The sequence below is a fragment of the Nocardioides alkalitolerans genome, from assembly GCA_038184435.1.
GTDB classification, from domain to species: Bacteria; Actinomycetota; Actinomycetes; order Propionibacteriales; family Nocardioidaceae; genus Nocardioides; species Nocardioides alkalitolerans_A.
This window is the reverse complement of sequence record CP116227.1, coordinates 3224814-3250813: the sequence shown is the minus strand read 5'-3', so window position 1 is coordinate 3250813 and position 26000 is coordinate 3224814. Positions and strand designations below refer to the sequence as shown.

Annotated in this window: 23 protein-coding genes; 19 read left to right on the top strand and 4 right to left on the bottom strand. The window is 74.3% G+C overall.

The genetic code is table 11. From position 1 onward, the window contains the following. Positions 1–177 precede the first annotated feature (177 nt). The 3 genes from PIR53_15490 to PIR53_15480 are packed head-to-tail and all read left to right on the top strand — an operon-like array spanning position 178 to position 2725. Positions 178–1251 carry a TIGR03857 family LLM class F420-dependent oxidoreductase gene (locus PIR53_15490; GenBank protein WZH51414.1) on the top strand — a complete coding sequence of 358 codons (1074 nt, stop codon included), beginning with the start codon at positions 178–180 and terminating at the stop codon, positions 1249–1251. Next, positions 1248–1610 (top strand): nuclear transport factor 2 family protein, encoded by a 363-nt coding sequence (locus tag PIR53_15485; protein WZH51413.1) that lies wholly within the window; start codon positions 1248–1250, stop codon positions 1608–1610. The genes PIR53_15490 and PIR53_15485 overlap by 4 nt, the downstream gene beginning before the upstream one ends. Then, entirely contained in the window at positions 1607–2725 is a 1119-nt protein-coding gene (locus PIR53_15480) for a phosphotransferase (protein WZH51412.1), read from the top strand. Before PIR53_15485 ends, PIR53_15480 begins: the two co-directional genes overlap by 4 nt. A 114-nt stretch (positions 2726–2839) precedes the next feature. Here the strand turns inward: PIR53_15480 and PIR53_15475 are convergent, their stop codons facing one another. The 3 genes from PIR53_15475 to PIR53_15465 are packed head-to-tail and all read right to left on the bottom strand — an operon-like array spanning position 2840 to position 5702. Then, positions 2840–3553 (bottom strand): tyrosine-protein phosphatase, encoded by a 714-nt coding sequence (locus PIR53_15475; GenBank protein WZH51411.1) that lies wholly within the window; start codon positions 3551–3553, stop codon positions 2840–2842. Then, positions 3550–4176 carry a hypothetical protein gene (locus PIR53_15470; GenBank protein ID WZH51410.1) on the bottom strand — a complete coding sequence of 209 codons (627 nt, stop codon included), beginning with the start codon at positions 4174–4176 and terminating at the stop codon, positions 3550–3552. The genes PIR53_15475 and PIR53_15470 overlap by 4 nt, the downstream gene beginning before the upstream one ends. Continuing rightward, complete coding sequence (locus PIR53_15465; protein ID WZH51409.1) at positions 4173–5702, bottom strand: AMP-binding protein; 1530 nt, start codon at positions 5700–5702, stop codon at positions 4173–4175. Before PIR53_15465 ends, PIR53_15470 begins: the two co-directional genes overlap by 4 nt. A gap of 160 nt (positions 5703–5862) precedes the next feature. Here PIR53_15465 and PIR53_15460 point away from each other — a divergent pair, with 160 nt between their 5' ends. From PIR53_15460 to PIR53_15435, 6 genes are read left to right on the top strand one after another with little or no spacing between them, the layout of a single operon-like run. Continuing rightward, positions 5863–7059 carry a cytochrome P450 gene (locus PIR53_15460; protein WZH51408.1) on the top strand — a complete coding sequence of 399 codons (1197 nt, stop codon included), beginning with the start codon at positions 5863–5865 and terminating at the stop codon, positions 7057–7059. Beyond that, positions 7056–8510, top strand: a complete 1455-nt coding sequence (locus PIR53_15455; GenBank protein ID WZH51407.1) for an aldehyde dehydrogenase family protein — start codon at positions 7056–7058, stop codon at positions 8508–8510. Before PIR53_15460 ends, PIR53_15455 begins: the two co-directional genes overlap by 4 nt. Next, positions 8507–9352 (top strand): SDR family oxidoreductase, encoded by an 846-nt coding sequence (locus tag PIR53_15450; GenBank protein WZH51406.1) that lies wholly within the window; start codon positions 8507–8509, stop codon positions 9350–9352. The genes PIR53_15455 and PIR53_15450 overlap by 4 nt, the downstream gene beginning before the upstream one ends. Next, the gene (locus tag PIR53_15445; GenBank protein WZH51405.1) at positions 9349–10815 is read left to right on the top strand and encodes a pyruvate, phosphate dikinase; all 1467 of its coding nucleotides are present in this window, start codon (positions 9349–9351) and stop codon (positions 10813–10815) included. The genes PIR53_15450 and PIR53_15445 overlap by 4 nt, the downstream gene beginning before the upstream one ends. Further along, positions 10812–11516 (top strand): TetR/AcrR family transcriptional regulator, encoded by a 705-nt coding sequence (locus PIR53_15440; GenBank protein WZH51404.1) that lies wholly within the window; start codon positions 10812–10814, stop codon positions 11514–11516. Before PIR53_15445 ends, PIR53_15440 begins: the two co-directional genes overlap by 4 nt. Then, positions 11513–12559 carry a ferredoxin--NADP reductase gene (locus PIR53_15435; protein WZH51403.1) on the top strand — a complete coding sequence of 349 codons (1047 nt, stop codon included), beginning with the start codon at positions 11513–11515 and terminating at the stop codon, positions 12557–12559. Before PIR53_15440 ends, PIR53_15435 begins: the two co-directional genes overlap by 4 nt. Before the next feature lie 54 nt (positions 12560–12613). Here PIR53_15435 and PIR53_15430 read toward each other — a convergent pair whose 3' ends face one another. Then, positions 12614–13420: a 5'/3'-nucleotidase SurE gene (locus PIR53_15430; protein WZH51402.1), complete on the bottom strand. Its 807-nt coding sequence runs from the start codon at positions 13418–13420 to the stop codon at positions 12614–12616. Between the two features lie 208 nt (positions 13421–13628). Between PIR53_15430 and PIR53_15425 the strand changes: the two genes are divergently transcribed. The 10 genes from PIR53_15425 (at position 13629) to PIR53_15380 (ending at position 25940) form a co-directional block, all read left to right on the top strand. Then, positions 13629–15365, top strand: a complete 1737-nt coding sequence (locus tag PIR53_15425; GenBank protein ID WZH51401.1) for a PEP-utilizing enzyme — start codon at positions 13629–13631, stop codon at positions 15363–15365. A gap of 430 nt (positions 15366–15795) precedes the next feature. Continuing rightward, positions 15796–16380: a hypothetical protein gene (locus PIR53_15420; GenBank protein WZH51400.1), complete on the top strand. Its 585-nt coding sequence runs from the start codon at positions 15796–15798 to the stop codon at positions 16378–16380. Positions 16381–16464: 84 nt separating this feature from the next. Continuing rightward, positions 16465–16992: a hypothetical protein gene (locus PIR53_15415; protein ID WZH51399.1), complete on the top strand. Its 528-nt coding sequence runs from the start codon at positions 16465–16467 to the stop codon at positions 16990–16992. A 37-nt stretch (positions 16993–17029) separates the two neighbouring features. After that, on the top strand, positions 17030–19621 hold the full coding sequence (locus tag PIR53_15410) for a circularly permuted type 2 ATP-grasp protein (GenBank protein WZH51398.1): 2592 nt from the start codon (positions 17030–17032) through the stop codon (positions 19619–19621). After that, positions 19618–20523 carry a transglutaminase family protein gene (locus PIR53_15405; protein ID WZH51397.1) on the top strand — a complete coding sequence of 302 codons (906 nt, stop codon included), beginning with the start codon at positions 19618–19620 and terminating at the stop codon, positions 20521–20523. Before PIR53_15410 ends, PIR53_15405 begins: the two co-directional genes overlap by 4 nt. 126 nt (positions 20524–20649) lie before the next feature. Further along, the gene (locus tag PIR53_15400; GenBank protein WZH51396.1) at positions 20650–22002 is read left to right on the top strand and encodes a DUF2510 domain-containing protein; all 1353 of its coding nucleotides are present in this window, start codon (positions 20650–20652) and stop codon (positions 22000–22002) included. Between the two features lie 38 nt (positions 22003–22040). Further along, complete coding sequence (locus PIR53_15395) at positions 22041–22964, top strand: DUF2510 domain-containing protein (GenBank protein ID WZH51395.1); 924 nt, start codon at positions 22041–22043, stop codon at positions 22962–22964. Between the two features lie 59 nt (positions 22965–23023). Then, the gene (locus PIR53_15390; protein WZH51394.1) at positions 23024–24004 is read left to right on the top strand and encodes a putative zinc-binding metallopeptidase; all 981 of its coding nucleotides are present in this window, start codon (positions 23024–23026) and stop codon (positions 24002–24004) included. 2 nt (positions 24005–24006) lie between these two features. Then, positions 24007–24888, top strand: coding sequence for a hypothetical protein (locus PIR53_15385; protein WZH51393.1), 882 nt, complete (start codon positions 24007–24009; stop codon positions 24886–24888). A 35-nt stretch (positions 24889–24923) separates the two neighbouring features. Then, positions 24924–25940: a glutathione S-transferase C-terminal domain-containing protein gene (locus tag PIR53_15380; GenBank protein ID WZH51392.1), complete on the top strand. Its 1017-nt coding sequence runs from the start codon at positions 24924–24926 to the stop codon at positions 25938–25940. Positions 25941–26000: the final 60 nt, after the last annotated feature.

Here is a 26000-nt window from a genome sequence, read left to right as displayed (position 1 = left end):
TCGGGGCCTGCAGTCCGCATGACGTCCGGGGCGTGTGACAGCCCTTCGTGTCTCGCCGATCACAAATCGAACCCGTCTCCGCTGAACCCGAGGTCCTATTGACCGCATGATCGCCGCGCACTACGGTGACGCCCGTCACATGATTTGTGACACAGTAGTCGCTAACAAGGAGCGTGCATGCCGCCAGGACCTGCCCCCACCGGACGCCCCGGCGTCGATCGCCTCGGCTTCTACGCGCTGGGCGGCCACGTCGAGTCGCCGCGCGACCTGATCGCGGAGGTCCGGCTCGCCGACGAGCTCGGGCTCGGCAACGCGTTCCTGTCCGAGCGCCTCAACGTCAAGGAGGCGTGCAGCCTGTCGGGCGCCGCCGGCGCGGTGAGCGAGCGGATCGACATCACGACCGCCGCCACCAACATCAACACCCGGCACCCCGCCATCACGGCGGCCTTCGCCTCGACGATGCACCGCCTGACGGGTGGGCGCTTCGTGCTCGGCATCGGGCGGGGCCTCCGGCCGCAGATCGCCGCCCTCGGCCTGAAGCAGACGACGACGGTGCAGATGGAGGAGTTCGCCCACCTGATGCGCCGCCTGTGGCGCGGCGAGACGGTGCGCGACTACGACGGTCCGCTCGGGCAGTTCCCGGCGCTCAAGCTCGACCCGACGTTCGACGAGGACATCCGGCTCGGCACGACGGCCTTCGGTCCCGCAACGCTTGCCCTGGCGGGCCGGGCGTTCGACCTCGTCGTGCTCCACACCTTCTTCTCCGACGAGACGACGGCGCGGGTGGTCCAGGAGGTGCGGGACGCGGCCGAGCAGGCGGGGCGCGACCCGGCGGCCGTGAAGGTCTGGTCCTGCTACGCCACGGTCACCGACGAGATCGACGAGCAGACCTTCGTGAAGAAGACGGTGGGTCGGCTCGCGACGTACCTGCAGGTCTACGGCGACCTCCTCGTCTCCACCAACCGGTGGGACCCCGCGCTGCTCGGGGAGTTCCGCCGCAGCGACGTGGTGGGCGAGCTCGACGGGTGGGCCGACGCGGTCGCGACCCCGGAGCAGCTCGAGCGGCTCCGCGCCGTGCTGCCGGCCGAGTGGCTCGACTGCGCGGCGACGGGCAGTCCGGAGCGGTGCGCCGACCGGGTGGCCGCGCAGTTCGACCTCGGGGTCGACGGCGTCATCATGCACGGCGCGACGCCGAGCGAGCTGGTGTCCGTCGTGGAGGCCTACCGCGCCGCCGACCGGGTGCCAGCGTGAGCGCCGCGGTCCGCGCCGTCGAGCGCTACGTGCTGGAGATCTACAACGCCGGCCGGGTCGACCTCGTGCGCGAGATCTGCACCGACCCCGTCGTCCGCCACGACCCGGGCGCTCCCGCGCGCCGCACCGCCATGAGCCACGACGAGCAGGTCGAGCGCATCACGCGCGACCTGGCGACGCACGACCCGCAGTTCACGATCGTCCATCTCGTGGGGGACGACGAGATCGCCTCCCTCACCTGGGAGGCGACCCGACGCAGCACCGGTGACCGCCTCTGCGGCATCGAGATCTTCCGCGTCCGCGACGGTCGGGTCACCGACGTCTGGAACGCCCCCTACGCCGAAGGAGCATGGTCATGAGCACGCACCCCACCGAGGTCCCGCCGGTCCTCGACTCCGTCGCCGACCTCGACGCCGCCTGGGTCGAGACCGTCCTGCGCGCGGGCGGGCACCCCGCCGCACAGGTCGCCGCGATCACCCACGAGCCCGTCGGCGCCGGCAACGTCAGCGACACGGTCCGCGTCGCGATCTCGTACGCCGCGGACCACGCCGACGGCGGACCCGACACGCTCGTCGTGAAGTTCCGACCGAGCGCGCCCGGCGCCCACGCGCACGCGCTCGGGAGCGGCGCCTACCACCGGGAGATCGGCGGCTACCGCGCCGTCGGCGCCAGCGGCGCCTGTCGGATCCCGCGGACCTACTTCGTGGGCGGTGACGAGACGACCATCAACCTCGTCATGGAGGACCTGACGACGACCGCGGTGCCCGGCAACCAGGTGGCGGGGTGCTCGTCGGTGGAGGCGGAGGCCGTGATCACCCAGTTCGCGCGGCTGCACTCGGCGTTCCCGCTCGACGACGCGACCGCCCCCGACTGGCTGATCCGGCTGCCCGCCGTCTGCGACTACTGGTCGGACGCCACGACCCGCGGGGCGGAGCTCTCCCTCGCGCGCTTCGCCGGCAGCCTCCCCGCCGAGGACCTCGCGATCGTGGCGGCCGCGCCCGGCGTCGTACGCCCCTGGCACCTCAAGAGCCAGTCGCGGCTCACGCTGACCCACGGCGACCCGCGCGTCGACAACGTGCTCTTCGAGACGCTGCCCGACGGCAGGCCCGGTGCGGTGCTCATCGACTGGCAGGTCACGGGCCTGCGCAACCCCATGTACGACGTCGGCTACTTCCTCTCCGGCAGCGTCGACGTCGCGCAGCGCCGGGCCGACGAGCACCGGCTGCTGCGCCACTACGTGGACGTGTTCGCCGAGCGGGGCGGGTCCTACGACCTGGAGGAGGCGACCGCGGACTACCAGCTGCAGCTGCTCAGCGGCCTCTTCATCACGCTCGCCGCGGTGGCCGTGCTCCCCGACAACGAGGTCGTCAACCGCCTCATCCTGGCGCTGCTCGAGCGCAACTGCGCCGCCGCCCGCGACTGGCACAGCATCGAGGCCATGCGCAACGTGTCCGGCGTGCTCGCCCCGGCCTGACGGCCCGAGCCGGGCCGAGCCGGCCCGAGCCGGGCAAGCCGGCCCAGGCCCCCCGATCCCCGGCTCCGGGACCGTCGCCGGACGGTCCCGGAGCCGGGTCTCACTCCAGCAGCCTCACTCGAGCATGGCGGCGCGGAACGCGGCGAGCGTCTCCTCGGGCAGGCCGTGGTCGAGGAGCCACCGCTCGGCGCCCCCCGCCGCGGCGAGGTGGGCGAGCAGCTCGCCGATGTTCTGCTCGGTCGGCGTCTGGTCCTCCAGCGTCGTCCGGGCCAGGATCCGCTGGTAGTACTCGTGCCCCAGCAGGCGCGTCATGATCGTCGGCAGCACCTCGGCGGTGCGCACGTAGTCGGCCGTCACCTCGTCGTCGGGCACGTCCAGCGCCTTGAGCAGCAGGGCGGCGACGACGCCGGTGCGGTCCTTGCCGGCCGCGCAGTGGAAGAGCGCCGGTCCGGGCAGCTCCATGAGCAGGCGGACCGCCTCGACGACGTGCTGCGGCCGGTGCACGAGGTAGCGCGCGTACCCGGCGTGCCAGGAGTCCCCGCGGCCCGAGACCAGGGAGACCTGGCGGTGGTCGACGCCCAGCGCCGTCCAGGGCGGGCACTCCACCCCGATCTCCTCCTCGAGCCGGAGGTCGACGACCGTGCGCAGCCCGGAACGGGCCACGACGTCGGCGCCGGCCGCGCCCTCGGCGAACGCGGGGTAGTCGCACCGCAGCAGGCGCCCGGTGCGGACCCGGCGCCCGTCGCTCGTCCGCACCCCGCCGAGGTCGCGCAGGTTCACCGCCCCCGCGGACCGGAGCGGCTCGAGGGGGCCGGTCGGGGCGTTCATCCCTCGTCGTGCGCGTCGCGCACCCGGCCGCCCGAGACGATGAGGTCCTCGTGGAGCTCCATCCAGATGTCGTGGTAGCTGTTGTTCATCGGCCGTGCGAAGGCACCGGTCTCACCGCCGTCGATGCGCGCCAGGGCGCCGTCGAGGCGGTCGGCGTAGCGACGGATCCGCGCCGGCAGGTCCTCGCCCCGGAGCACGGGCGCGAACCCGTCGTGGAGCGTGTGCAGGTCGGCGAAGACCGCCTGGTCGTGCGCGGCGTCGGTGTGGTCGTTGGGCTGCCCGTCGCGCACCTGCCACCGCTCGCAGAGCCGCTTGAAGTCCCCGTTGACCGGCAGGAACGCGTCGTACAGGCGCGCCAGGGCGGGCGTCGCGTCGCGCGTCTCCGCGTCGGTGGCGAGCCGCTCGGCCGCGGCCTCCTTGCCGGCGGGCGTCAGGGTGTGGCCGGCGAACCGGCCCTCGCGCCGCAGCAGGAGCCCGGCCTCCACGAGCGGGCCGGTGTACGTCGCGAGCCCGTCCTCGGCGACGCCGAGGAAGTCCGCGAGCACCGGGTCGGTGGTGAGGCCCTTGACGCGCACCGCGTGGAGCACCTCGAAGGATCGGTCGTGGGTGGCCTGCTCGGTCATCGGCTCTCTTCCGTGGGGATCGGGGTCGGGTTCGGGGTGGCGGCACGGGACGCGTAGGTCGACCGGAGCGCGGTCTTGTCGAGCTTGCCGGTCGGCAGCCGGGGCAGCCGGGGCACGAACTCGAACACCCGCGGGGTCTTGAAGCGGGCGAGGTGGGCGCGGCAGTGCTCGGCGAGCCGGTCGGCGGTCGTGGCGTCGGCCGTGTGCCCGTCCTCGAGCTCGACGACGGCCACGACCTGCTCGCCGAGGTCGGGGTGGGGGACGCCGAAGACGGCCACGTCCGCCACCTCGGCGTCGTCGAGCAGCGTCTCCTCGATCTCCTCGGGATAGATGTTCACGCCGCCCGAGATGATCATGAACGTGCTGCGCCCGGTGAGGTGCAGGAAGCCGTCGTCGTCGAGGCGCCCGAGGTCGCCCATGCCGCGCAGCTCCCCGGTGCCGGGCTGCGCGAAGGTGACCCGGCCGACCTCGCCCGGCGGGAGCGGGTTCCCGGCGTCGTCGACGACGACCACCCGGGCCTCGCCGAGGGGGCGGCCGACCGTGCCGGGCCGGGCGCGCGACTCGGCGGGCGACACGTAGGTGTGGCCGTAGCCCTCCGAGGCGCCGTAGTACTCGTGGAGGATGTCGCCCCACCAGTCGTTCACGGCGTCCTTGAGACGCACGGGGCACGGGGCGCCCGACGTCACGGCCACCCGGTGCGAGGGCGCCCGCGGGATCTCGTCCCGCCCCGGTACGGCGAGGAGCCGCGACAGCATGGTCGGCACCCATTGCGAGTGGGTGACCTCGTGGTCGACCAGCGCGTGCAGCGCCCGCTCCGGGTCGAAGGACTCCAGGCAGACGACGGTGCCACCGGCGGCGAGCGTCATCAGCTGGAAGGTGAACGGCGCGGCGTGGTAGCTCGGCGCGGGGGAGAGGAAGCGGATGCCGGGGCCGATGCCGAGCCGCTCGGCGAGCGCGGGATGGCGGGCCGGGGCGTCGAGCGGGTGGACCCCGAGGAGCGGCTGCCGGAAGGCCTTGGGGCGACCGGTGGTGCCGCCGCTGAAGAGCACGCGCGCGCCCAGCAGCTCGTCGTCGACGGGGTGCGCGGGCTGCTCCCGGAGCGCGGCCCAGAGGTCCAGGGAGCGCCCGTCGGGCGCCGTGCCGTCCACCGTGAGCACGACCGCGGGTGCCTCCCGCACGTCGGCGAGGGCAGCGTGGAGGGTCGCGCCCAGCGCGACGGTCGTGACGACGGCGCGGGGCGCGGCCTCGAGGAGGAGGGCGGACAGCTCGGGCGTGCCCAGGTGCCAGTTGACGGGCGTGACGCGCAGCCCGGTCCGCATCCCGGCCGCGACCGCGACGGGCCAGGCGAGACCGTTGGGCAGGAGCAGGACGAGCGTGTCGCCGGCGACGACCCCGTGGGCGCGCAGCAGGTGCGCGAGCTGGTTGGAGGCGGCGTCGAGCTCGGCGAAGGTGAGCTGCTCGCCCGTCGCGGCCATCACGTAGGCGGGCAGGTCCGGGGTGCGGGCTGCGACCGTGGGCGGATACATCGACCGCTCCTCCCTGAAATGCGACGTCGGTGTCACTAACAAGGGGACGCTAGCGCGCCGACCCCGCTCAGCGCCACCCGCCGGAGACTTCCCGCGCGGTGTGACGTGGGTTATGATGCGACTCAACAGTCACAAACGACGCGCACCGAGGAGCCCTCGCATGACCTCCGTCGACGACCTCGACCTCATGAGTCTCCACCCGTTCGAGCTCGGGCGCGACGAGGAGGTCTTCGCCCGGCTGCGCGACGAGCGTCCGATGCACTGGAACGACGAGCCCGGCGGCCGCGGCTTCTGGTCGGTGACGCGGTACGACGACGTCAAGCGCGTCGCCGCTGACCACGCGACCTTCACGGTCACCGAGGGCACCCAGATCGCCGACCGCCGCGCCGAGGGGTCGGGCGCCCGCAGCATCCACCACGTGGACCCGCCCGACCACGGTCCGCTGCGCAAGCTCGCGGCCTCCGAGGTGCGGGCGGCCAAGGTCAAGAAGCTCGAGCCCGACATCACGCAGGTCATCGACGACCTGCTCGACGAGCACGTCGGCACCGGCGAGTTCGACCTCGTCCAGAAGATCTCCGCCCAGCTGCCCCTCGTGATGATCGGCCGGCTCCTGGGCGCTCCGCTCGAGGACTGCCCCCACCTGCTGCGGTGGACCAACCAGATGGCGTCGGAGGACCCGGACTACTCGGAGGGCCCCGAGACCGCCGTGCGGGCGCGCGACGAGGTCTTCACCTACTTCCGGGCCCTCGAGGAGCAGCGGCGGGCCTGCCCGGCCGACGACCTCGTCAGCGCGCTGACCGCCGCCGAGCTCGACGGGGTCCCGCTGAGCCGCGGCTACCTCGACGCGTACTACCTGATCCTCATGGTGGCGGGCAACGAGACGACCCGGAACCTGCTCTCCGGCGGGGTCCTGGCCCTCCACGAGAACCCCGCCGCCTGGGACCACCTGCGCGTCAACCCCTCGGCCGTCCGCGTGGGCGTCGAGGAGATGGTGCGCTGGGTCAGCCCGGTGCTCTCGATGCGGCGCACGGCCACGCGTGACGTCGAGCTGCACGACCGCACCGTGCGGGCCGGCGAGAAGGTCGTCATGTGGTTCTGCTCGGCCAACCGCGACCCGCGCGCGTTCGAGCGCCCCGAGGAGTTCCGCATCGACCGGCACCCCAACGAGCACCTGGGCTTCGGGTGGGGCGAGCACGCCTGCCTCGGCGCCAACCTCGCCCGGCTCGAGGCGCGCCTCTTCTTCACCCGGCTCGTGGAGCGCGGCCTCCGCCTGGAGGTGATGGGCGACGCCCGGCGCCTGCGCAGCAACTTCTTCCGCGGCATCAAGACGCTGCCGGTCCGCCTGGAGCAGGCGTGAGCCCGTTGCCCGCGCTCGCGGGCCACGTGCTCGGGGGCGAGGAGCGCGCGGAGGGCGGTGACCGTCACGACGTCGTCTCCCCGTTCACGGAGGAGGTCGTCGGGGCGAGCCGGGAGGCCGGTGCCGCCCTGGTCGACGAGGCCGTACGCCGCGCCCGCGCCGCCCACGAGCGGTGGACCCGGGTGGACCCGGCCGGACGCGCCGAGCTGCTCGAGACGCTCGCCGACCTGCTGGAGCGCGACGGCGACGCCGTCGCGGGCACGGTCAGCACCGAGATGGGCATGCCGCTCTGGCTGGCCGCGGCCACGCAGGTCGACCTGCCGACCCGCGTGCTGCGCTCGACGGCCGCGCTCACCCGCACGCTCGCGTGGGTGCAGACCTCGGACGGGGCGGTGCTGCACCGCCGGGGCGCGGGCGTCGTCGGCGCGATCACGCCGTGGAACATGCCGGTGCACCAGATCGTCGCGAAGGTGGCCGCCGCGCTCGGCGCGGGCTGCGCCGTCGTGCTCAAGCCGTCGGAGCAGACGCCGTACGACGCCGTGCGGCTCGCCCTGCTGGTCGCCGAGGCCGCCGCGACCCACGGTGCCCCGGCCGACCTCCTGCAGGTGGTGCAGGGCACCGGCCCCGTGACGGGCGCCGCGCTCACGCAGCACCCCGGTCTCGACCGGCTCACCTTCACCGGCAGCGTCGCGGCGGGCCGCCTGGTCGCCGCCGCGGGGGCCGCCACCCTGACGCCCGCCACCCTCGAGCTGGGCGGCAAGTCCCCGGCCCTCGTGCTGCCGGACGCCGACCTCGCGGAGGTGGTCCCGGCCGTGCTCGCCAGCGGCCTCGTCAACTCCGGCCAGGCGTGCAACGCCACGACGCGGCTGCTCTTCCCGGCCGCGGTGCTGCCGGAGGTGGAGGAGGTCGTGCGCGCCGAGGTCGGCCGCTTCGTGCTCGGCGACCCGGCCGACCCCGCCACCCGCCAGGGCCCACTCGTCACCCGCGCCCACCGCGACCGCGTGCTCGGCCATGTCGCCGGTGCCCTCGCCGACGGGGGCCGCCTCGTCACCGGCACCGGTCGCCCGAGCGAGGCCGTCGGGCACGGCTGGTTCGTCGACCCGGTCGTGCTCGCCGACCTCCCGGCGGGCGCCGCGGCCGCGCAGCAGGAGATCTTCGGACCGGTCCTCGTGCTCCAGGGCTACGACGACCTCGACCACGCCATCAGCCTGGCCAACGACACCCGGTACGGCCTCTCGGCCGAGGTGTGGTCGGCCGGCACCGACGGCTCGCGCGCCACGGCGGTCGCCGTCGCGGCCGAGATCCGCGCCGGCCAGGTGAAGGTCGACGGCGTGCGCACCCGTGAGCGGCCCGCCGTGCCCTTCGGCGGCTCCGGTGACTCGGGCTGGGGTCGGGAGCTCGGCACCCACGGCCTGCTCGAGATGACCGAGCTGACGGCGGTGATGGCATGAGCGCCGCGCCGTACGTCGTCACGGGTGCCGCCTCCGGCATCGGACGCGAGGTGGCGGCCCAGCTGCTGGCCGCCGGGCACGGCGTCATCGCGCTCGACCGGGGTCCGGTGCCGCTCGCCGGCGTCACCCCGGTGGCCGTCGACCTCGCCGACCCCGCCTCGGTGGACGCCGCCCTGGCGGCCCTCCCGTCCGAGGTCGCGGGCCTCGCCAACGTGGCGGGCGTCCCGGGCACGTGCCCGCCCGCGACGGTGCTGGCCGTCAACCTGCTCGGCCCGCGGCGCCTGGCCGCCGGGCTCGTCGACCGGATCGAGCCCGGCGGGGCGGTCGTCAACGTGTCGTCCGTGGCGGCGCACCGCAGCGCCGTACCACCCGAGGCGCTCCGCGACCTGCTCGACGTCACCGACGCCGACGGCGTCGCGGCGTGGCTGGCGGTGCACGGGCTGGAGGGCCCGGCCGCCTACGACACGTCGAAGGCCGCGCTCAACCTCGCGACCCAGCTGCTCGCCGCCGACCTGCTCCCCGCCGGGCGCCGCGCGCTCACGGTGAGCCCGGGCCCCATCGAGACGCCGATCCTCGACGACTTCCGCGCCTCCATGGGCGTCGACGCGATCGCCCGGGCAGCCGGCGTCGTCGGCCGCCACGGGCGGCCCGAGGAGATCGCGGCCGTCGTGGTCTTCGCGCTCGGGCGATCGGCTACCTGGCTGAACGGCGTCGACGTCCCCGTCGAGGGAGGCCTGCTCGCGGCGCGGGTCGCCGCCGCCCACCGGGCCGGTCCCCCCGGTCCCCCCGGGGCCGCCAGGCCCGCCGCCCCCACCACGTCCGACCGGAAGGACCCGTCATGACCGACCTGATGACCGCGGCCGACATCGTCACCCTCGACGGTGCGGAGCCCGGCGACCGCGAGCTGCTCGGTGGCAAGGCCTGCAGCGTCAACGCCATGCGGGCCCTCGGCCTGCGGGTCCCTCCCGCCTTCGCGGTGACGACCCGGGTCTGCCAGGAGTACCACGCGGCCGGCGGCCGGCTCCCCGACCGCGTCTGGCCGCAGGTCGTCGCGGGCATCCGCGATCTCGAGCGGGCGACGGGGCGCACGTTCGGCGCCGGACCGGAGCCGCTGCTCGTGTCGGTGCGCTCGGGCGCGGCGCAGAGCATGCCGGGCATGATGGACACCGTGCTCAACCTCGGTCTCACCCGCGACCTCGCCGACGCGCTCGCGACGAGCACCGGCGACACGGAGTGGGCTGACGACACGTGGCGCCGGTTCTGTGCCTCCTTCGGCGAGATCGTCCTCGACGACCCCGGGGCCCTGCCGCCCGAGGACCCCTGGGAGCAGCTCCGTGCCGCGATCGGCGCCGTCTTCGACTCCTGGACCAACGACCGCGTGCGCGCCTACCGGCAGCGCCACGGCCTCGGCGAGGGCGGCGGCACGGCGGTGACCGTGCAGGCCATGGTGTTCGGCAACCGCGACGACGACTCCGCCACGGGCGTGCTCTTCAGCCGCGACCCCGGCACCGGCGCCCCCACCCTGTACGGCGAGTGGCTGCCGCGCGCCCAGGGCGAGGACGTGGTCTCGGGCGCGGCCACGCCCCAGCCCCTCGCGACCCTCGCCACCCGGTCGCCGGAGCTCCACGACGAGCTGGCCGAGGTGGCCGCGCTCCTCGAGCGCGAGCACCGCGACCTGGTCGACATCGAGTTCACCATCGAGAGCGGCCGGCTCTACGTGCTGCAGAGCCGGGCCGGCAAGCGGTCCGCCGTCGCCGCGGCCCGCATCGCCGTCGACCTGGCCGAGGAGGGCCTCATCACGAGGGCCGAGGCCGTGGCCCGCGTCGGTGCCGACCAGCGGGCCGCCGCCGCGGCGCAGGGCTCCGTGGGCGCGGGCACCGAGGTGCTCGCCACCGGCCTGTCCGCCGGTCCCGGGGTCGCCGTCGGCGTCGCGGTGAGCGACGAGAGCCAGGCCCTCGAGCTGTCGGCCGCCGGCACGCCCTTCGTGCTGGTGCGTCCGGCGACCGTGCCGGAGGACGTGCCCCTGATGTTCGAGGCCGTCGCCGTCGTCACCGAGCTGGGCGGCAGCACCTCCCACGCGGCGCTCGTCTGCCGCGAGATCGGCCTGCCGTGCGTCGTCGGGGCGGGCGAGGGCGTCGTCGACGCGCTCACCGCGACGCCCGGGACCCTGGTGACGGTCGACGGCGCCGCCGGCACCGTCCACCGGGGCGACGTGACGGGCACGGGCGCGCCTGACGGAGCCACCGGACCGGCGACGGGGAACCCCCACGTCGCCACCCTCGAGCGTTGGGCGGAGGAGCTGTGAGCGACCCCGAGGTGATCGACGTCAGCGACATGATCGGCGGGCTCTACGACGACGTCGGCCTGCGCGACGGCGAGCCGTCGGCCAAGCGGCCCAACAAGCGGGGCGAGCAGACCCGTGAGCGCATCGTGACCGCGGCCATCGAGTGCTTCACCGAGTACGGCTACACCCGCACCCGCGTCTCCGACATCGTCCACCGGGCCGGCACGGCGCAGGGCAACTTCTACCGTCACTTCACGTCGCTGGACGACGTCTTCCTGGCCGCGCTCCGGCCGGGGCTGGAGGCCCTCGCGGTGGTGCCCACGCGCCGTACGGGGCACAGCTTCGAGCTCGAGAGCCTCGTCGAGAGCAACACGAGCTACCTGCACAGCTACGCCCGCTACCGGCACACCCTGCGCCTCCTGCGCGAGGCCGCGGCGGCCAGCGCCAACGACGGGTTCCTCCAGCTGTGGCTGCGGCTGCGGGGCGACTTCGTCGCGCGCACGCGTCGGTGGCTGCAGCGCCTCACCGACAGCGGCCACCTCCGGGCCGGCGAGGACCTCGACCTGCTGGCGGAGGCGCTCGGCTGCCTCACCGAGCAGCTCGCCTACGTGCACGTCGGCCTGCCCGCGTCGACGCCGCGGCGCGAGCGCATCGACGAGCTGGGGCGCAGCCTCGGCGAGTCCTGGTACCGGCTGCTGCCGCGGGCGGAGGAGGACCGGTGACCGCGACGTCCCTCGACCCGGTGCTGCTGGGCCACGAGCTCGCCGTGCGCGACGTCGTGCAGGAGACCGCCGACGCGGTGTCGATCACCTTCGACGTGCCCGCCGACCTGGCCGACCGGTTCGTGCACCGCCCGGGCCAGTTCCTCACGCTCGCCGTGCCGAGCGAGCGCACCGGCCGGGTCGCGCGCTGCTACTCGCTGAGCAGCGCGCCCGGCGACGCGCCGACCGTCACGGTGAAGCGCACGCCCGACGGCTACGCCAGCGGGTGGCTGTGCGCGCACCTCCGTCCCGGCGCCACGCTGCGCGTGCTGCCCCCGGCCGGCACCTTCGTGCCCCACGACCTCGCGGCGTCGATGGTGCTGGCCGCGGCCGGCAGCGGGATCACGCCGATGATCTCCATCGTGCGAGCGGCCCTGGCCGTGCCGGGCGGGCGTCTGACGCTGCTCTACGCCAACCGGGACGCGGAGTCGGTGATCTTCGCCGACGTGCTCGACGCGCTCGCCGCCGCCCACCCGGACCGGTTCGAGGTGCGGCACTGGCTGGAGAGCGAGCGGGGGCTGCCCACCGTGGACGGCCTGGCCGAGCTGACCGGCCCGACGGGCGAGAAGCCCTGGTACCTCTGCGGACCGGCGCCCTTCATGGACGTCGCGAAGCAGGCCGCGGTGGCCTGCGGGGCCGCGCCGCGGGCCGTGCACCAGGAGGACTTCCACTCCCTCGTGGGCGATCCCTTCGCGCTGGCCGTGGCGGAGCCCGCCGGTGCGGACGACGACGCCGCCGAGCTCGAGGTCACCCTCGACGGGCGCACCCACCTGCTGCGCTGGGGTCGCTCCGAGACGCTCGTCGACGTCATGCTGGCGAACGGCGTCGAAGCGCCGTACTCCTGCCGCGAGGGCACCTGCGGCTCCTGCATGTGCACGGTCGTCGACGGCGAGGTCGTGCAGGGCTCGACGGAGGCGCTGGCCGAGGAGGACATCGAGGACGGCTACGTGCTCGGCTGCCAGTCCCGGCCCCTCGGTGCGCGGGTGGTCGTCGAGTTCGACTGATCCCCGACGCTCCCGCCGCCCCCTTCCCGGGTCTCCCGGGAGGGGGCGGACCTGCTAGACGGGGGTCGCGCCGGCGTGGGCGCGGAGCTGTGCGCGGGCCGCGTCGACGACGGCGGCGAGGCCCGCGTTGCCCGCCCGTCCGTGGTCGGCCTGGGTGACGCCGGTGAGGGCGGTGACCGCGACGTACCCCGCCCCGACGAGGGCCGCGTCGGTGCCTCCGTCGATCCCGCGGTCGTTCGCGTAGCGACGCAGCGTGATGACGTCGTCGCCCCGCTCGAGGCCGAGGCCCATGAGGCCGCGGCGCGCCAGGCCGCCGACCTCGACGCCGGCGAGGTCGGCGACGTCGAGGGCGGGCACGTTCACGTTGAGGCAGGCGCCGCGCCGGCCCTGCTGCACGACCTGGCGCACGACGGCGACGAGCACGGCGGCGGCGGTGTCGTAGCGGTGGTGGGGCGCCTCGGCGGTGCTGACCGCGATGCTCCCGACCCCGACGGTGGCGGCGGTGAGGGCGGCACCGACGGTGCTCGAGGCGAGCACGAGGCGCCCGGTGTTGTAGCCGTCGTTGATGCCGGCGACCACGAGGTCCGGCGACGGCCCGAAGAGCCGGGAGCAGAACGCGAGCACGGCGAAGGACGGCGGGGCGTCGATGGCGTACGCCGCGCAGTCGACGCCCGGCAGGCGGTGCTCGCGCCACCCGACGACGGAGCCGTCGTCGATCGGGCCGAGACCCGAGCCCGAGCCGGAGAAGTCACGGGTCGGGGCGCCGACGACGACGTCGTGACCGGCGTCGACCAGGGCGCGGGCGGCGGCGAGGAGGCCGGGTGCCTCGATGCCGTCGTCGTTGGTGACCAGGATGCGCACGCGTGACCGCCTCTCGCAGTGGAATGACGATTGTGACGGAACCGTCGCACATTCGTCCAGTTGTTCGCGGGCTCGATCCCCAGAGAAGTCGATCGGCGGGGATTCTCGGGTCGACATCGACCTATTGACAGGTGACCGGCCTCACAACATGATGTGACTGCAGCGTCGCAATCGACGCCACGGACCTTCCCGACCGAGGAGATCTCGCATGACTGACTGGCCGATCGACGACGCCACGTCGAAGCTGTTCCCGCTCTACTCGCGCGCCAACGTCGGCGAGATCTTCCCCGACCCGATCAGCCCCCTGAACGCCTCCGCGGGCTTCCAGCACAACCTGGAGCCGGGGTGGCGCGACGCCTTCGTCGCGTGTGGCGTCTGGGACCACGACCTCTACGACGCGTCGGTCGAGAAGGCGATCCTCCCGGCGTTCGGCAGCTACCTCTACATCAACATGTCGCTCATGCGTCTCTTCGGCGTGCGCGTGCCGGGCATGTCCGCGGAGGCCGTCGACCTGCAGTACTTCGGCGACATGCCGGGCATCCCGTCCTACGAGAGCGAGCGCCGCGACTTCGACGAGGACCCCGCCTTCGAGGCCAAGGCCGGTGCCTGGCTGATGGGCGAGGTGCTGGGGGCGACCGACCTGGCGGCGTACGACGCGGACCGGGCCGAGGTCGACGCCATCCGCGCGCAGCGGCCCGACCTCTCCGCGGCGACCGACGAGGAGCTGCGTCGCCGGCTGACGTCCTTCGACGCGCTCGCCCGCCGGCTCTTCCAGCACCACATCGAGGCCAGCCTCAAGTCGGGCGTCGGCCTGGGGGCCATGGCACAGGTGGCCGCCGCGGTCGGTCGTCCCGAGCTGGCCCTCACCCTCGTGAGCGGCATCGGTGACGTCGACTCGACCGGCCCGTCGAAGGGCATCTGGCGCCTGGGCCGGGCGGCCTCGACCGGACCGGTCGCGGCGCTGTTCGACGCCGGCACCGAGGGTCTCCACGACCGCCTCGTCGCGAGCGAGGAGGCGGAGGTGCAGGCGTTCGTCGCCGACCTCCGGCAGTTCCTCGCCGACTGGGACTTCCGCGGACCTGCCGAGTGGGAGATCCGCGCGCTGACGTGGGGGGTCAAGCCCGACATGGTGCTGTCGACGATCGACCGCATGCGTCGTGTCGACGAGGGCGAGGACCCGGCCGTCAAGGCCGAGGCCCGCGCCGCCGAGCGCGAGGCCGCGGCCACCGAGCTGCGCGCCGCCCTCGCAGGATCGGAGGAGGGTCTCGCGCAGTTCGAGGCGGCGTACGGCGCGGCCGCCCTGTGGCTGCGGGGTCGCGAGCGTGGCCGCACCACCGCCGCGATGCTCATGCACGAGCAGCGCCTCGCGGCGCTCGAGCTCGGCCGTCGCGGCGTGGCCGCGGGCGCCCTCGACAACGCGCAGCAGGTCTTCATGCTGTTCGAGGAGGAGCTCGACGCCTACCTGGCCGACCCGTCGTCGTTCACGGCGACGGTGCGCGAGCGCGAGACGTCCTACCTGGCGCTCTTCGACCTCGTGCCGCCCTTCGTGGTGGCCGGCGACCCGCCGCCGGTCGAGACGTGGGAGCGGCGGGACGCGGCCGCGGGCGACGTGCTCGCCGCCGGCGGCACCATCACCGGCGTCTCGGGCTGCACCGGCGTCGCCCGGGGTCGCGCCCGCGTGCTCCTGACGCCCGACGACCCGTCGGCCCTCGAGCCCGGCGAGATCCTCGTCGCGCCCATCACGGACCCGTCCTGGACGCCGCTGTTCATGGCCGCCGGCGCCGTCGTCGTCGACGTCGGGGCACCCTTCAGCCACGCCGCGATCGTGTCCCGGGAGCTGGGCATCCCCTGCGTGGTCTCCGCCGCGAGCGCCACGAGCCGCATCCCCGACGGCGCCGAGATCGAGGTCGACGGCACGACGGGGACGATCACCGTCCTCGGCTGACCCGCGGTACCCCCGACCCCACCAGCCCGGCCCGCACGGCCGCTCCTCCTCGCCCCCGTCACGGGGAGAGCGGACCGCGCGGACCGGGCTGGTGGCCGTCGCGGCGTCCCACCGTGGGGGAAGAAAACGCGGACCGAACCGGAGGGGCTCCCGAACCGGAGAAAGAGAACGCGGACGGAGCCCCGGCCTCCTCGGCGTGTCGCGGGGTCGGATCCCGCACTCGTCTCACCCCCACGCCGAGGCCGGCGCACTCTCCTCATCCCCTCCCCACCGCACTCCGCGTTTTCTTCCGCCCGGCCCGCCCCGCCGCCCCCGGGACGTCATGCGTTCCGGTCGCCCGCGCCGCCGCTCCGCATGACATCCGGCGGCGGGGGAGGAGCCCGCGCCCCCTCCCAGCAACCGTTCAGCATCGGCTGCGACGATCGCGGGCATGCGCCGTACGCCGCGTCCGACCGCCCGCGTGACCGCCGCCCTCGTCGGGGCGGTGCTCGGCGCTGGCCTCCTCGCGGGCTGCAGCGGCGACGAGGCCGACCCGGCGGCCGAGGCCAGCCGGGACGTCGCGGCCGAGACCACCGCCGAGCCCACGCTCCCGGCGCCGGGGGCGACCTCGGGCGAGCGGATCCAGGCCGTCGTCGACGCGCTGCCGGAGCTCGACGAGACCGCGCTGGACCGCGTGGGACAGCTCCCCGAGCTGCCCGACGGCATGCTCGCGGACGACGTGGCGCTGCCCGACGTGGCGTCGTTCGGCAGCGACGAGTTCGGGTGGTACGTGCTGCAGCGCCTGCCCGGCTCGGCCGACGACAACGCGACGGCGATCGAGGACCGGCTCGTCGGCGCGGGCTTCGCCGAGGTCGCCCCCGTCGACCCGGAGGGCATGACGGAGATGCGCGTCTTCACCCGGGAGGCGGACGACGCCGTCGTGGGGCTCTCGGTGGCCGACGTGACGGGGCAGTCGGCGGACGACGCGGAGTACCCGACCCGCGCCGCCTTCGTCGTGGCGCCGGCCCTGACCTGACGCGCGGCCCGCGCCGCACCTCGTGGTGGACTGGGCCACCCGTCGTTCGCGACCCGTTCACCGCTGCCCGATAGGAACCCGGCCATGAAGAGCCTCCAGGTCCGCCGCCTCGCCCTGCTCCCCGTCGCCGCCGTCCTCGGCGTCGCCCTGCTCGCCGGGTGCAGCGACGACGACGGCGACAGGAGCGACGCCGGTTCGAGCGAGTCGGGCGACGCGGGCGAGTCCGGCGAGTCCGGCGACGCGAACGACGCCGACGCCTCCGAGGTGCCCACCGGCGACCTCGACGACCTCGAGGAGCTCGGCTTCGACGACGAGCTCCCCGACGGCTTCCCCGACGACGTCCCGCTCGTCGAGGGCGAGGTGCAGGTGGGTGCCGAGCAGACGGGCGTCTACACCGCCGCGCTCCAGCACGACGGCACGCCCCAGGAGGCGTACGACGAGGCCGCGGGCCTGCTCGAGGCCGACGGCTACGAGGAGTCGACGTCGCAGGACCTCGGCGAGGTCCTGATCGGCAGCTTCACGGGCGAGGCGTGGGAGGTCGCGGTGTCCGTCATCGATGACCCCGTCGGCGGCGGCTCGGTCGTCTCGTACTCCGTGACCGAGGCCTCCTGACCCTCCGCGGCGGCACCCGCCGTGTCAGGGTGTCCCGGTGACCGTGCTCGACGACTACACGGCGGCGCTGGCGCAGCCGCGGCTGGGGGAGGCCCCCGACCGGTACGACGAGCTGGTCGCCCCCGACGGCACCCTCCGGCCCGCCTGGCGTCCGCTCGCGGAGGCGGCGTTCCGGCTCACGGCCGGTGACCTCGCCCGCGTCGACGACGAGATCCAGCGGACCCTCGCCGACGACGGCGTCACCTACGCGCTGCCGGGGGAGCGTCCCGAGCCGTGGCGCCTCGACCCGGTGCCCCTCGTCATCGAGCCCGACGAGTGGTCGACCCTCGAGGTGGGGCTGACGCAGCGCGCCGAGCTGCTCAACGCGGTGCTGGCCGACCTCTACGGACCCCGGACGCTGCTGCGCTCGGGCGTGCTCCCGGCCCCCCTCGTGCTCGGCCACCCGGGCTACGCCCGCGTCGTGGCGCGGGCCTCCAACGCGGACCCCCGACCCCTGCTGCTCTCGGCGACGGACCTCGGCCGCACCGCCGCGGGCGAGTGGCGCGTGCTGGCCGACCGGGCGCAGGCGCCGTCCGGCATGGGGTACGCCATGGAGAACCGGCGGGTCGTCTCGCGGGTGCTGCCGGAGCTCTACCGCCAGGCGACGCTGCACCGGATGGCGCCCTTCTTCCACGCGTTGCGCACGTCGCTGCTGCAGGCGGCGCCCGGCGACCCCGCCGACCCCCGTGTCGTCGTGCTCTCGCCGGGACCGCACTCGGAGACGGCCTACGACCAGGCGTTCCTCGCGAGCACCCTCGGCGTCCCGCTCGTGCAGGGCAGCGACCTGACGGTGCGTGACGGTGCCGTCTGGATGCGTGTCTTCGAGCACCTCGAGCCGGTGCACGTCATCCTGCGGCGCGTCGACGCCGCGTTCAGCGACCCGCTGGAGCTGCGCGGCGACTCGCGCCTGGGGGTCGCGGGCCTCTCCGAGGCGGTACGCCGCGGCACGGTCCGCGTCGTCAACGGCCTGGGCTCCGGCGTGCTCGAGAACCCGGGCCTGCTGCCCTACCTCCCGGCGGTCGCCCAGCACCTGCTGGGGGAGGACCTGCGCCTCGACGCGGTGCCGACCTGGTGGTGCGGGGAGGCGGAGCAGCGCCGCACCGTCCTCGACCGGCTCGACGAGCTCGAGGTGCGGCGCATCGACGGCACCCGGGTCGACGGCGACCCCGACTCCCTGCGCGCCCGGATCCTCGCCGAGCCGCACGCCCACGTGGGCCAGCAGCCCATCGCCCTCTCGCAGGTGCCGACCTTCGGGCGCGAGCGCGCGTCGTACGGGCCGCCGACCGGCCGGATCGCTCCCGGTCCGATGTCGCTGCGGACCTTCTCGCTCTGGTACGGCTCGTCCTACCGCCCGCTCGTCGGCGGGCTCGCCACGGTGCGCGAGCGCCGGGACGGCGGGCGGACCTCGCCGTGGGTGTCGAAGGACGTCTGGGTCCTCAAGAAGGACGCCGCCGAGCCCGACCAGCACCTGGCCCACCAGCTGCAGCTGTCCTACGCGGTGCCCGGCGCGGCCAGCGGTCCGCGCGTGCTCGACGACCTCTTCTGGTTCGGCCGCTACCGCGAGCGGGCCGAGGACCTCCTGCGCCTCGTGCTCACCGCCCACGCGCTGGCGGAGGACTACCGCGCCCGGCCGTGGTCGTCGGGCGGGGCGAGCCTGGCCGTCGCGTGGTCGGCGATCCACCGGCTCTGCCCGCTGCCGGACACCGCGCCGTACGCCGCGGCCTTCGCCGGTCTCGCCGGTCCGGAGGCCGCGCGGGCGGAGGCGTTCGGGGCGCCCCTCGACGCCGAGTTCCACGCCGTGCTGCTCGACCCGGCGCGGGAGGGCAGCGTCGCGCAGTCGCTGGCCGCGCTGCGGTCGTGCGCCGGGGGCGTGCGCGACCAGCTGTCCGCGGACACCTGGCGGGCGTTCGCGGCGCTGGACCGCGCCGCCGCGACCCTGACGGCCTCGCCCCACAGCCACCGCGTGGAGGAGGCGAGCGGCCGCATGCTCGACGGCATGCTCGCCCTCACCGGCGTCACGGCCAACATGGTGCGCGACCCGGGCTGGCACATGGCCGGCGCCGGGCGCACCCTCGAGCGCGCCCAGCAGGTCGCGCGGCTGCTCGCCGCGGCGACGGTGGAGCGGCGCGGGCTCGACACGGACCGGCGGGTGCTCAACGTCGTGCTCGGCGCGACGGAGTCGGTGGTGACGCACCGCCGGCGGCACCGCGGCTACGTCAAGGTCGACAGCGTGCTCGAGCTGCTGCTGCTCGACCCCCACAACCCGCGCTCGGTGGCGTTCTGCCTCGACGAGCTGCGCGGCCACCTCGCGGCGATGCCCGGCTCGACGGGCTCGACCCGTCCGGAGCGCCTGCTGGAGGAGCTCGCGGAGCGCGTCACCACGGTCGACGTGCGGGCGCTCGTCGCGATCGGCGGGGCGCACCGGCCCTACCTGCGGGGGTTCCTCGCCCAGCTCGTCGCCGACGTCGCCCAGCTCTCCGACGCCGTCGCCGCGCTGCACCTCGCCGCCGGTCCTGGCCCCCGGCCCTTCGGGCAGCTGGTCGAGCGGCTCCCGCGCCACCAGGGCTCGCTCGGGGAGGACGCCCCGTGAGGTACCGCGTCTGGCACCGCACCACCTACACCTACGACGACGACGTCACCAACAGCCTCGGCATCGCCTACCTGACGCCCCGCGAGCTGCCGTTCCAGCAGGTGCACGAGCGCTCGCTGCAGGTGACGCCGGCGGCCGAGGTGCGCGACGACGTCGACGTCCACGGCAACACGGCGTCGTACTTCCAGGTCGTCACGCGGCACCGCGAGCTGGAGGTGTACGCCGAGAGCGTCGTCGACGTCACCACCCCGGCGTACGACGCGGCCGTGCTCGCCCAGCCCTGGGAGGACGCCCGACCGGCGGCCCGCCCCGAGAGCCCGGACGCGTGGGAGGCGTGGGAGTACGCCCTTCCCTCCTCCCTGGCCGACCAGGGGCCGGAGGTGCGGGCGTACGTCGCGGCCTCCCTCACGCCCGGCCGCCCGGTCGGTGAGGCGGTCACGGACCTGGTGCGACGCATCCACGCCGACTTCGCCTACGACCCGGCGGCGACGACGGTGAGCAGCACGGTCGCGGACCTGATGGCGGACCGCGCCGGCGTCTGCCAGGACTTCGCCCACCTGACGCTCGCCGGGCTGCGCTCCCACGGGCTGGCGGTGCGCTACGTGTCGGGCTACCTGGCGACCACACCGCCGCCCGGCCGGGAGCGGCTCGTGGGCGCGGACGCGAGCCACGCGTGGAGCGCCGTCTGGGTGCCGGGCCTGCCGGACGCCGAGGGCGGCCGCGGCCCCGGCACGTGGCTCGCCGTCGACCCGACCAACGACACGTGGGCCGACGACCGGTACGTGACCGTGGCCTGGGGCCGGGACTACGCCGACGTCACGCCGCTGAAGGGCGTCATCTACACGGAGGCGTCCTCCTCGCGGCTGTCCGTGGCGGTGGACGTGGCGCCGCTCCCCAGCTGAACCTCCGGGGCCGTGGCCCCACCGCGGCATTTTCCGTGGCGCGGGGGCCACGACCGTTTCGGACGCCGCGCAGCGTGGAAGACCTGCCGGGCGTCACGGGGGGTTCCGTGACCGGGAGAGGACGTGATGAGCGGGCAGGCGGGACCGGGGTGGTACCCCGACGGGGCAGGCGGCGAGCGCTGGTGGGACGGCCAGCAGTGGACGGACCAGTCGCGACCGGCCCAGGGCCCCGGGGCACCTCAGGCGCCGCAGGGCCAGTACGGCCAGCCCGGTCAGTACGGCCAGCCCGGTCAGTACGGCCAGCCCGGTCAGTACGGCCAGCCCGGTCAGTACGGCCAGCCCGGTCAGTACGGCCAGGTGGGTCAGTTCGGCCAGCCCGGTCAGTACGGCCAGCCCGGCCAGCCCCCGACCAAGAAGCGCGGTGGGCTCGTCGCGCTGGTGGCGGCCCTGGTGGCGCTCGTGCTCATCGGGGGCGGCGTCGCGTCGTACTTCGTCTGGTTCCGCGACAGCGACGACGACCCGAGGCGTGACGAGGAGACGTCGGCCGCGGAGGGCCCGGAGGACGTCGCGGTGGAGTACACCGAGGCCTACGCGACCCTCGACTTCCGCACGATGTGCGAGCTGACGTCGACCGACGGGCGCGACGACCTCTACAGCGACTTCGACGCCGGCGACGCGACCGACTGCGACGACTTCGACGACCTGGCGTCGGCCACCTACGACGAGCTGCTGGGCAACGGGACGAGCGACGTGTTCGGCGACTACGCCGACATCGACGAGCTGCGCGCCGACCTCAGCGACAACGGGCAGTTCGTGCCGGGCGACGTCGAGGTGGTCGAGGGTGACCCCGAGGCCGACGACGAGATCAAGGTGCGGGTGCCGGGCACCTACGAGTACGACGGTGACAACCCCGACATCGACGCCGAGAACGACGACGAGATCGTGCTCGACATGGTCCGCGAGGACGACGATTGGCGGGTGGAGGGCGTCGACGCGACGTACGACAGCGACTCCGACGGCGGCTCCGGTTCGAGCGACGACGGTTCGAGCGACGACGGCAGCGCGGACGAGGGCGCCGACGAGCCCGCCGAGCAGCCGACGGCCGCGGCCCCCGACGCCGCGGCCGCTCCGGGCGCCACCGAGGAAGCGGCCGCGGCGCTGCTACAGGAGATCGCGGTGGCCGCCCAGGGCAACGACTGGGAGACCGTCTGCGACGCCAGCTCGCAGGGGATCCAGATCTACAACTTCTCCTTCTTCGACGTCGAGGACTGCGCCGCTGTCGCCGCCGCGGCGGGCGACCGCAACTGGGCGGAGGTCGAGGTGCGCTCGCTCGACGTCCCGGAGGGCGCGGGCGAGGGCGACACCGCGACCGCGACGCTCGCCCACACGTCGAGCGCGGGCGCGCCGGGGCAGCAGGAGGTCACGCTCGTCGTCGAGTCCGGCGAGTGGCGCCTCGACACCGACCTGATCCCCAGCTGATCCGCGACAGAACGCCCCGCAGGAGAGAGGATGAGCGCATGACCGACGACGGTGTGACGGAGCCCGGCTGGTACGACGACGGCTCGGGGACGATGCGGTGGTGGGACGGGCAACGGTGGACGGAGCAGACGCTGCCGGATGACGGCGCGACCGCCGTCGGCACGCCGTTCGGCCAGGGCGCCCCCGGGTCCGACCCGCAGCAGGGCTACGGCCAGCAGGGCGGCTTCGGCCAGCAGGGCGGGTACGGCGCGCAGCCCGGTGGCTTCGGCCAGCAGCCCGGCTACGGCGGCACGCCGCCCTACCAGCAGGGATTCGGTCAGCAGGGCGGCTGGGACTCCGGCACGCCCGGCGGCAGCGGTGGCGGCGGCAAGGGCAAGCTCTTCGCCATCATCGGCGGCGTCGTCGCGGTGGTGCTGATCGCGGCGCTCGTCGTGGGCTTCCTGGTCCTCGGCAACAACGACGACAACAACGACGACCGCGACACCGCGGACGAGAACTCGCAGTCCGACGACCCCACGGCCGACGGTGGCTCGGACAGCTCCGACGACCCGACGGACGACGAGTCGCAGGGCTCCGACGACCCGACCGACGACGAGTCGCAGGGCTCGGACGACGGCGGCGGTGCCGACACGTCCGACGCCGAGTCGGTCGCGGACTCCTTCGCCGCGGCCGTCGACGAGGACGACTGGGAGACGGTCTGCGACCTCAACTCCGCGGACGTGCAGGAGCTCAACTTCAACTACTACGACGTGACCGACTGCGCGGAGCTGGGCACCGCGGCGACGGCCTCGAAGCAGTGGGACGACGTGACCGTCACCAGCGTCGACGTGTCCGGCGACTCGGGCACCGCGGAGGTCGACTACACGGGCGAGTTCGGCGAGTCGTCGACCACGTGGGACCTCGTCGACGAGGACGGCGAGTGGCGGATCGACAGCGACGTGATCCCGCTGCGGGAGTCCTGAGCGAGGTCGGTTGGTCCTCCGTGTGAGGATTCCGGGTCGTGAGGTCCTTCCGTTGCCGTGTGTGTGAGAACGAGCTCTTCTTCGGCAACTCCCGGTGCGTCGCGTGCGACACCCGGCTGGGGTTCTCGCGGGCGGAGCGGGCGATCGTGCCCGTCGACGACGACGGGCGCTACGTCGACCACCAGGGCGAGCGGTGGTGGGTCTGCGCGAACCGCGGCCTCTCGGGGTGCACCTGGGTGACCTCCACCCAGGGCGGCTCCTGCGAGGCGTGCGCGCTGACCCGCACCCGTCCGGCGGACGGCGACGCGGTCGGCCTGGCCCAGCTCCCGGCGGCCGAGTCGGCGAAGCGCCACCTGGTGGTGGAGCTCGACGCGCTCGGCCTGCCGGTGGTCGGTCGTGACGAGGACCCGGTCGGCGGCCTCTGCTTCGACATGCTGAGCAGCGTCGAGGAGAACGTCGTCATCGGCCACGCCGACGGGGTCATCACGATCGACCTCGCGGAGAGCGACGACGCCCGCCGCGAGCGCGTGCGGGTCGAGCTGGGTGAGCCCTACCGCACGATGCTCGGTCACCTGCGGCACGAGGTGGGCCACTACCTGCAGTACACGTTGGTCACCGGGGGTGAGCGGCTCGAGCGCTGCCGCGAGCTCTTCGGCGACGAGACCGCCGACTACCAGGCGGAGATCGACCGGCACTACAGCGAGGGGCCGCCGGAGGGCTGGGAGGGGCGTTACATCACGACGTACGCCACCATGCACCCCTTCGAGGACTTCGCGGAGACGTTCGCGCACTACCTGCACATCTCCGACACCGTGGACACGGCGGCGGCGCAGGGACTGGTGACGATCGACCCGTCCGCGTTCTCCTCGTTCCGCGACCTCGTGCTGGGGGTGTGGGTGCCGCTCAGCGTGGCGCTCAACCAGATCAACCGGTCCATGGGCAAGGACGACCTCTACCCGTTCGTCATCCCGGAGCCGGTGCTCGACAAGCTGGACTTCGTGGCCTCCCTGGCCACGCAGGGTGCGGGAAGAGGAGTGTGACGGTGCGAGGGTTCCGGACCGCGATCGGGGTGCTGCTCGCGCTCGCCTTCGCCGTGACCGCGCCGCTGGCGGTCGCCGCGTCGTGGGCGAAGACGCAGGTCGACGACACGGACGCGTACGTCGCGAACGTCGGCGACCTGTCCGACGACCCCGTCGTGCGGCGCGAGGTCGGCGAGCAGCTGTCCCGGGTGCTCACGGCGCAGCTGCAGGTCGGTGACGTGCCGGGCGCGTCCGACGTGATCGGCGCCGTCGTCGACGAGGTGCTCGACAGCGACGACTTCCCCACCGTGTGGGAGGAGGCGAACCGCACGGCGCACCAGCAGATCGTCGCGATCCTGCGGGGCGACGCCGCGGCGGCCGACGGCGACGTCGAGATCTCGCTGGCCGACCTCTACAACCTGGCCGCCGAGCGGATGCGCGCCGAGGGCCTGCCCGTCGCGGACCGCCCGGAGGGCTCGATGACCTTCCGCACCGCGCCGCCGCAGCGGCTCGAGGACGCCCAGGGCGCCTACCAGAGCCTGGTCGCCGCCGGCACCTGGCTGCCGGTGCTGGCGCTCGTGCTGCTCGTCGGGGCGATCGCGATCCCAGCCGGTCGCTCCCGCCTCACGGCGCTCCTCGTCGGGGCGCTCGGCACGGTCATCACCACCGGTCTGCTGCTCGTCGCCGTCGCGGCCGGCTCGGAGATCGCCGGCCTCCAGGTGCGCGGCGAGGACCGCGCGCTGGCCACCGCCGTCATCGACGCGCTGCTCGCCAGCCTGCGGGACCGGGCCTGGATCGTGATCGGTGTCGCGCTGCTCGCCTTCGTCGGATCGATCGTGGCCCTCGTCGTGACGGGGCGCGCCGCCCGCCGTCGACCGCAGCAGCTGCCCCCGCCGGCCGTCTAGGTCCTCTCCCTGGGCTCCCTCTCTAGGCTGGGCGCATGAGCGCCGAGACCGACGAGAAGCCCGGCTACGTGGCCAAGGGCAAGGGCTTCGACCGGGACATGAACTACATCCCGGACCGCATCACCGCCGTCGACCCCGCGACGGGCGAGCCGCGACGGCCGGAGCACGGCCCGACCGACGTGCCGCTGTGGCCGGCCGAGCCGGGGCGCTACCGCCTCGTCGCGGCGAAGGCCTGCCCGTGGGCGACCCGCGCGATCATCGTGCGCCAGCTGCTCGGGCTGGAGGACGTGATCTCGCTCGGCACGCCCGGCCCGACCCACGACCAGCGCTCCTGGACCTTCGACCTCGACGAGGGCGGCCGCGACCCGGTGCTGGGCATCGAGCGGCTGCAGGAGGCCTACTTCGCGCGGATCCCCGACTACCCGCGCGGCATCACGGTGCCGGCCGTCGTCGAGGTCGAGACCGGGAAGGTCGTCACCAACGACTTCCCGTGGATCACCCACGACTTCTTCTCCGAGTGGCGCGACCACCACCGCGAGGACGCCCCGGACCTGTGGCCCGACGACCTCCGCGACGAGATGGACGAGGTCAACAAGCGCGTGTTCACCGAGGTGAACAACGGCGTCTACCGCTGCGGCTTCGCAGGGTCGCAGGAGTCGTACGACGCGGCGTACGACCGTCTGTGGACGGCGCTCGACTGGCTCGAGGAACGGCTGACCGACCGGCGGTTCCTCATGGGCGACCGCCTGACGGAGGCCGACGTGCGGCTCTTCACGACGCTGTCGCGCTTCGACCCCGTCTACCACGGCCACTTCAAGTGCAACCGCCAGAAGCTGAGCGAGATGCCGGCGCTGTGGGCGTACGCCAGGGACCTGTTCACGATGCCGGGCTTCGGCGAGAACACGGACTTCGAGCAGATCAAGCAGCACTACTACGTGGTGCACAGCGACATCAACCCGACGCAGGTCGTGCCGAAGGGCCCCGACCTGGGGACCTGGTTCGAGCCGCACGGGCGCGAGGCGCTGGGCCCCACCCCGGCCTTCGCGCGCTGATCCCGCGCCGTACGGGCGAATGAGAACCAGCCGCAAGATACCCCCGGGGGGTATGGTCGC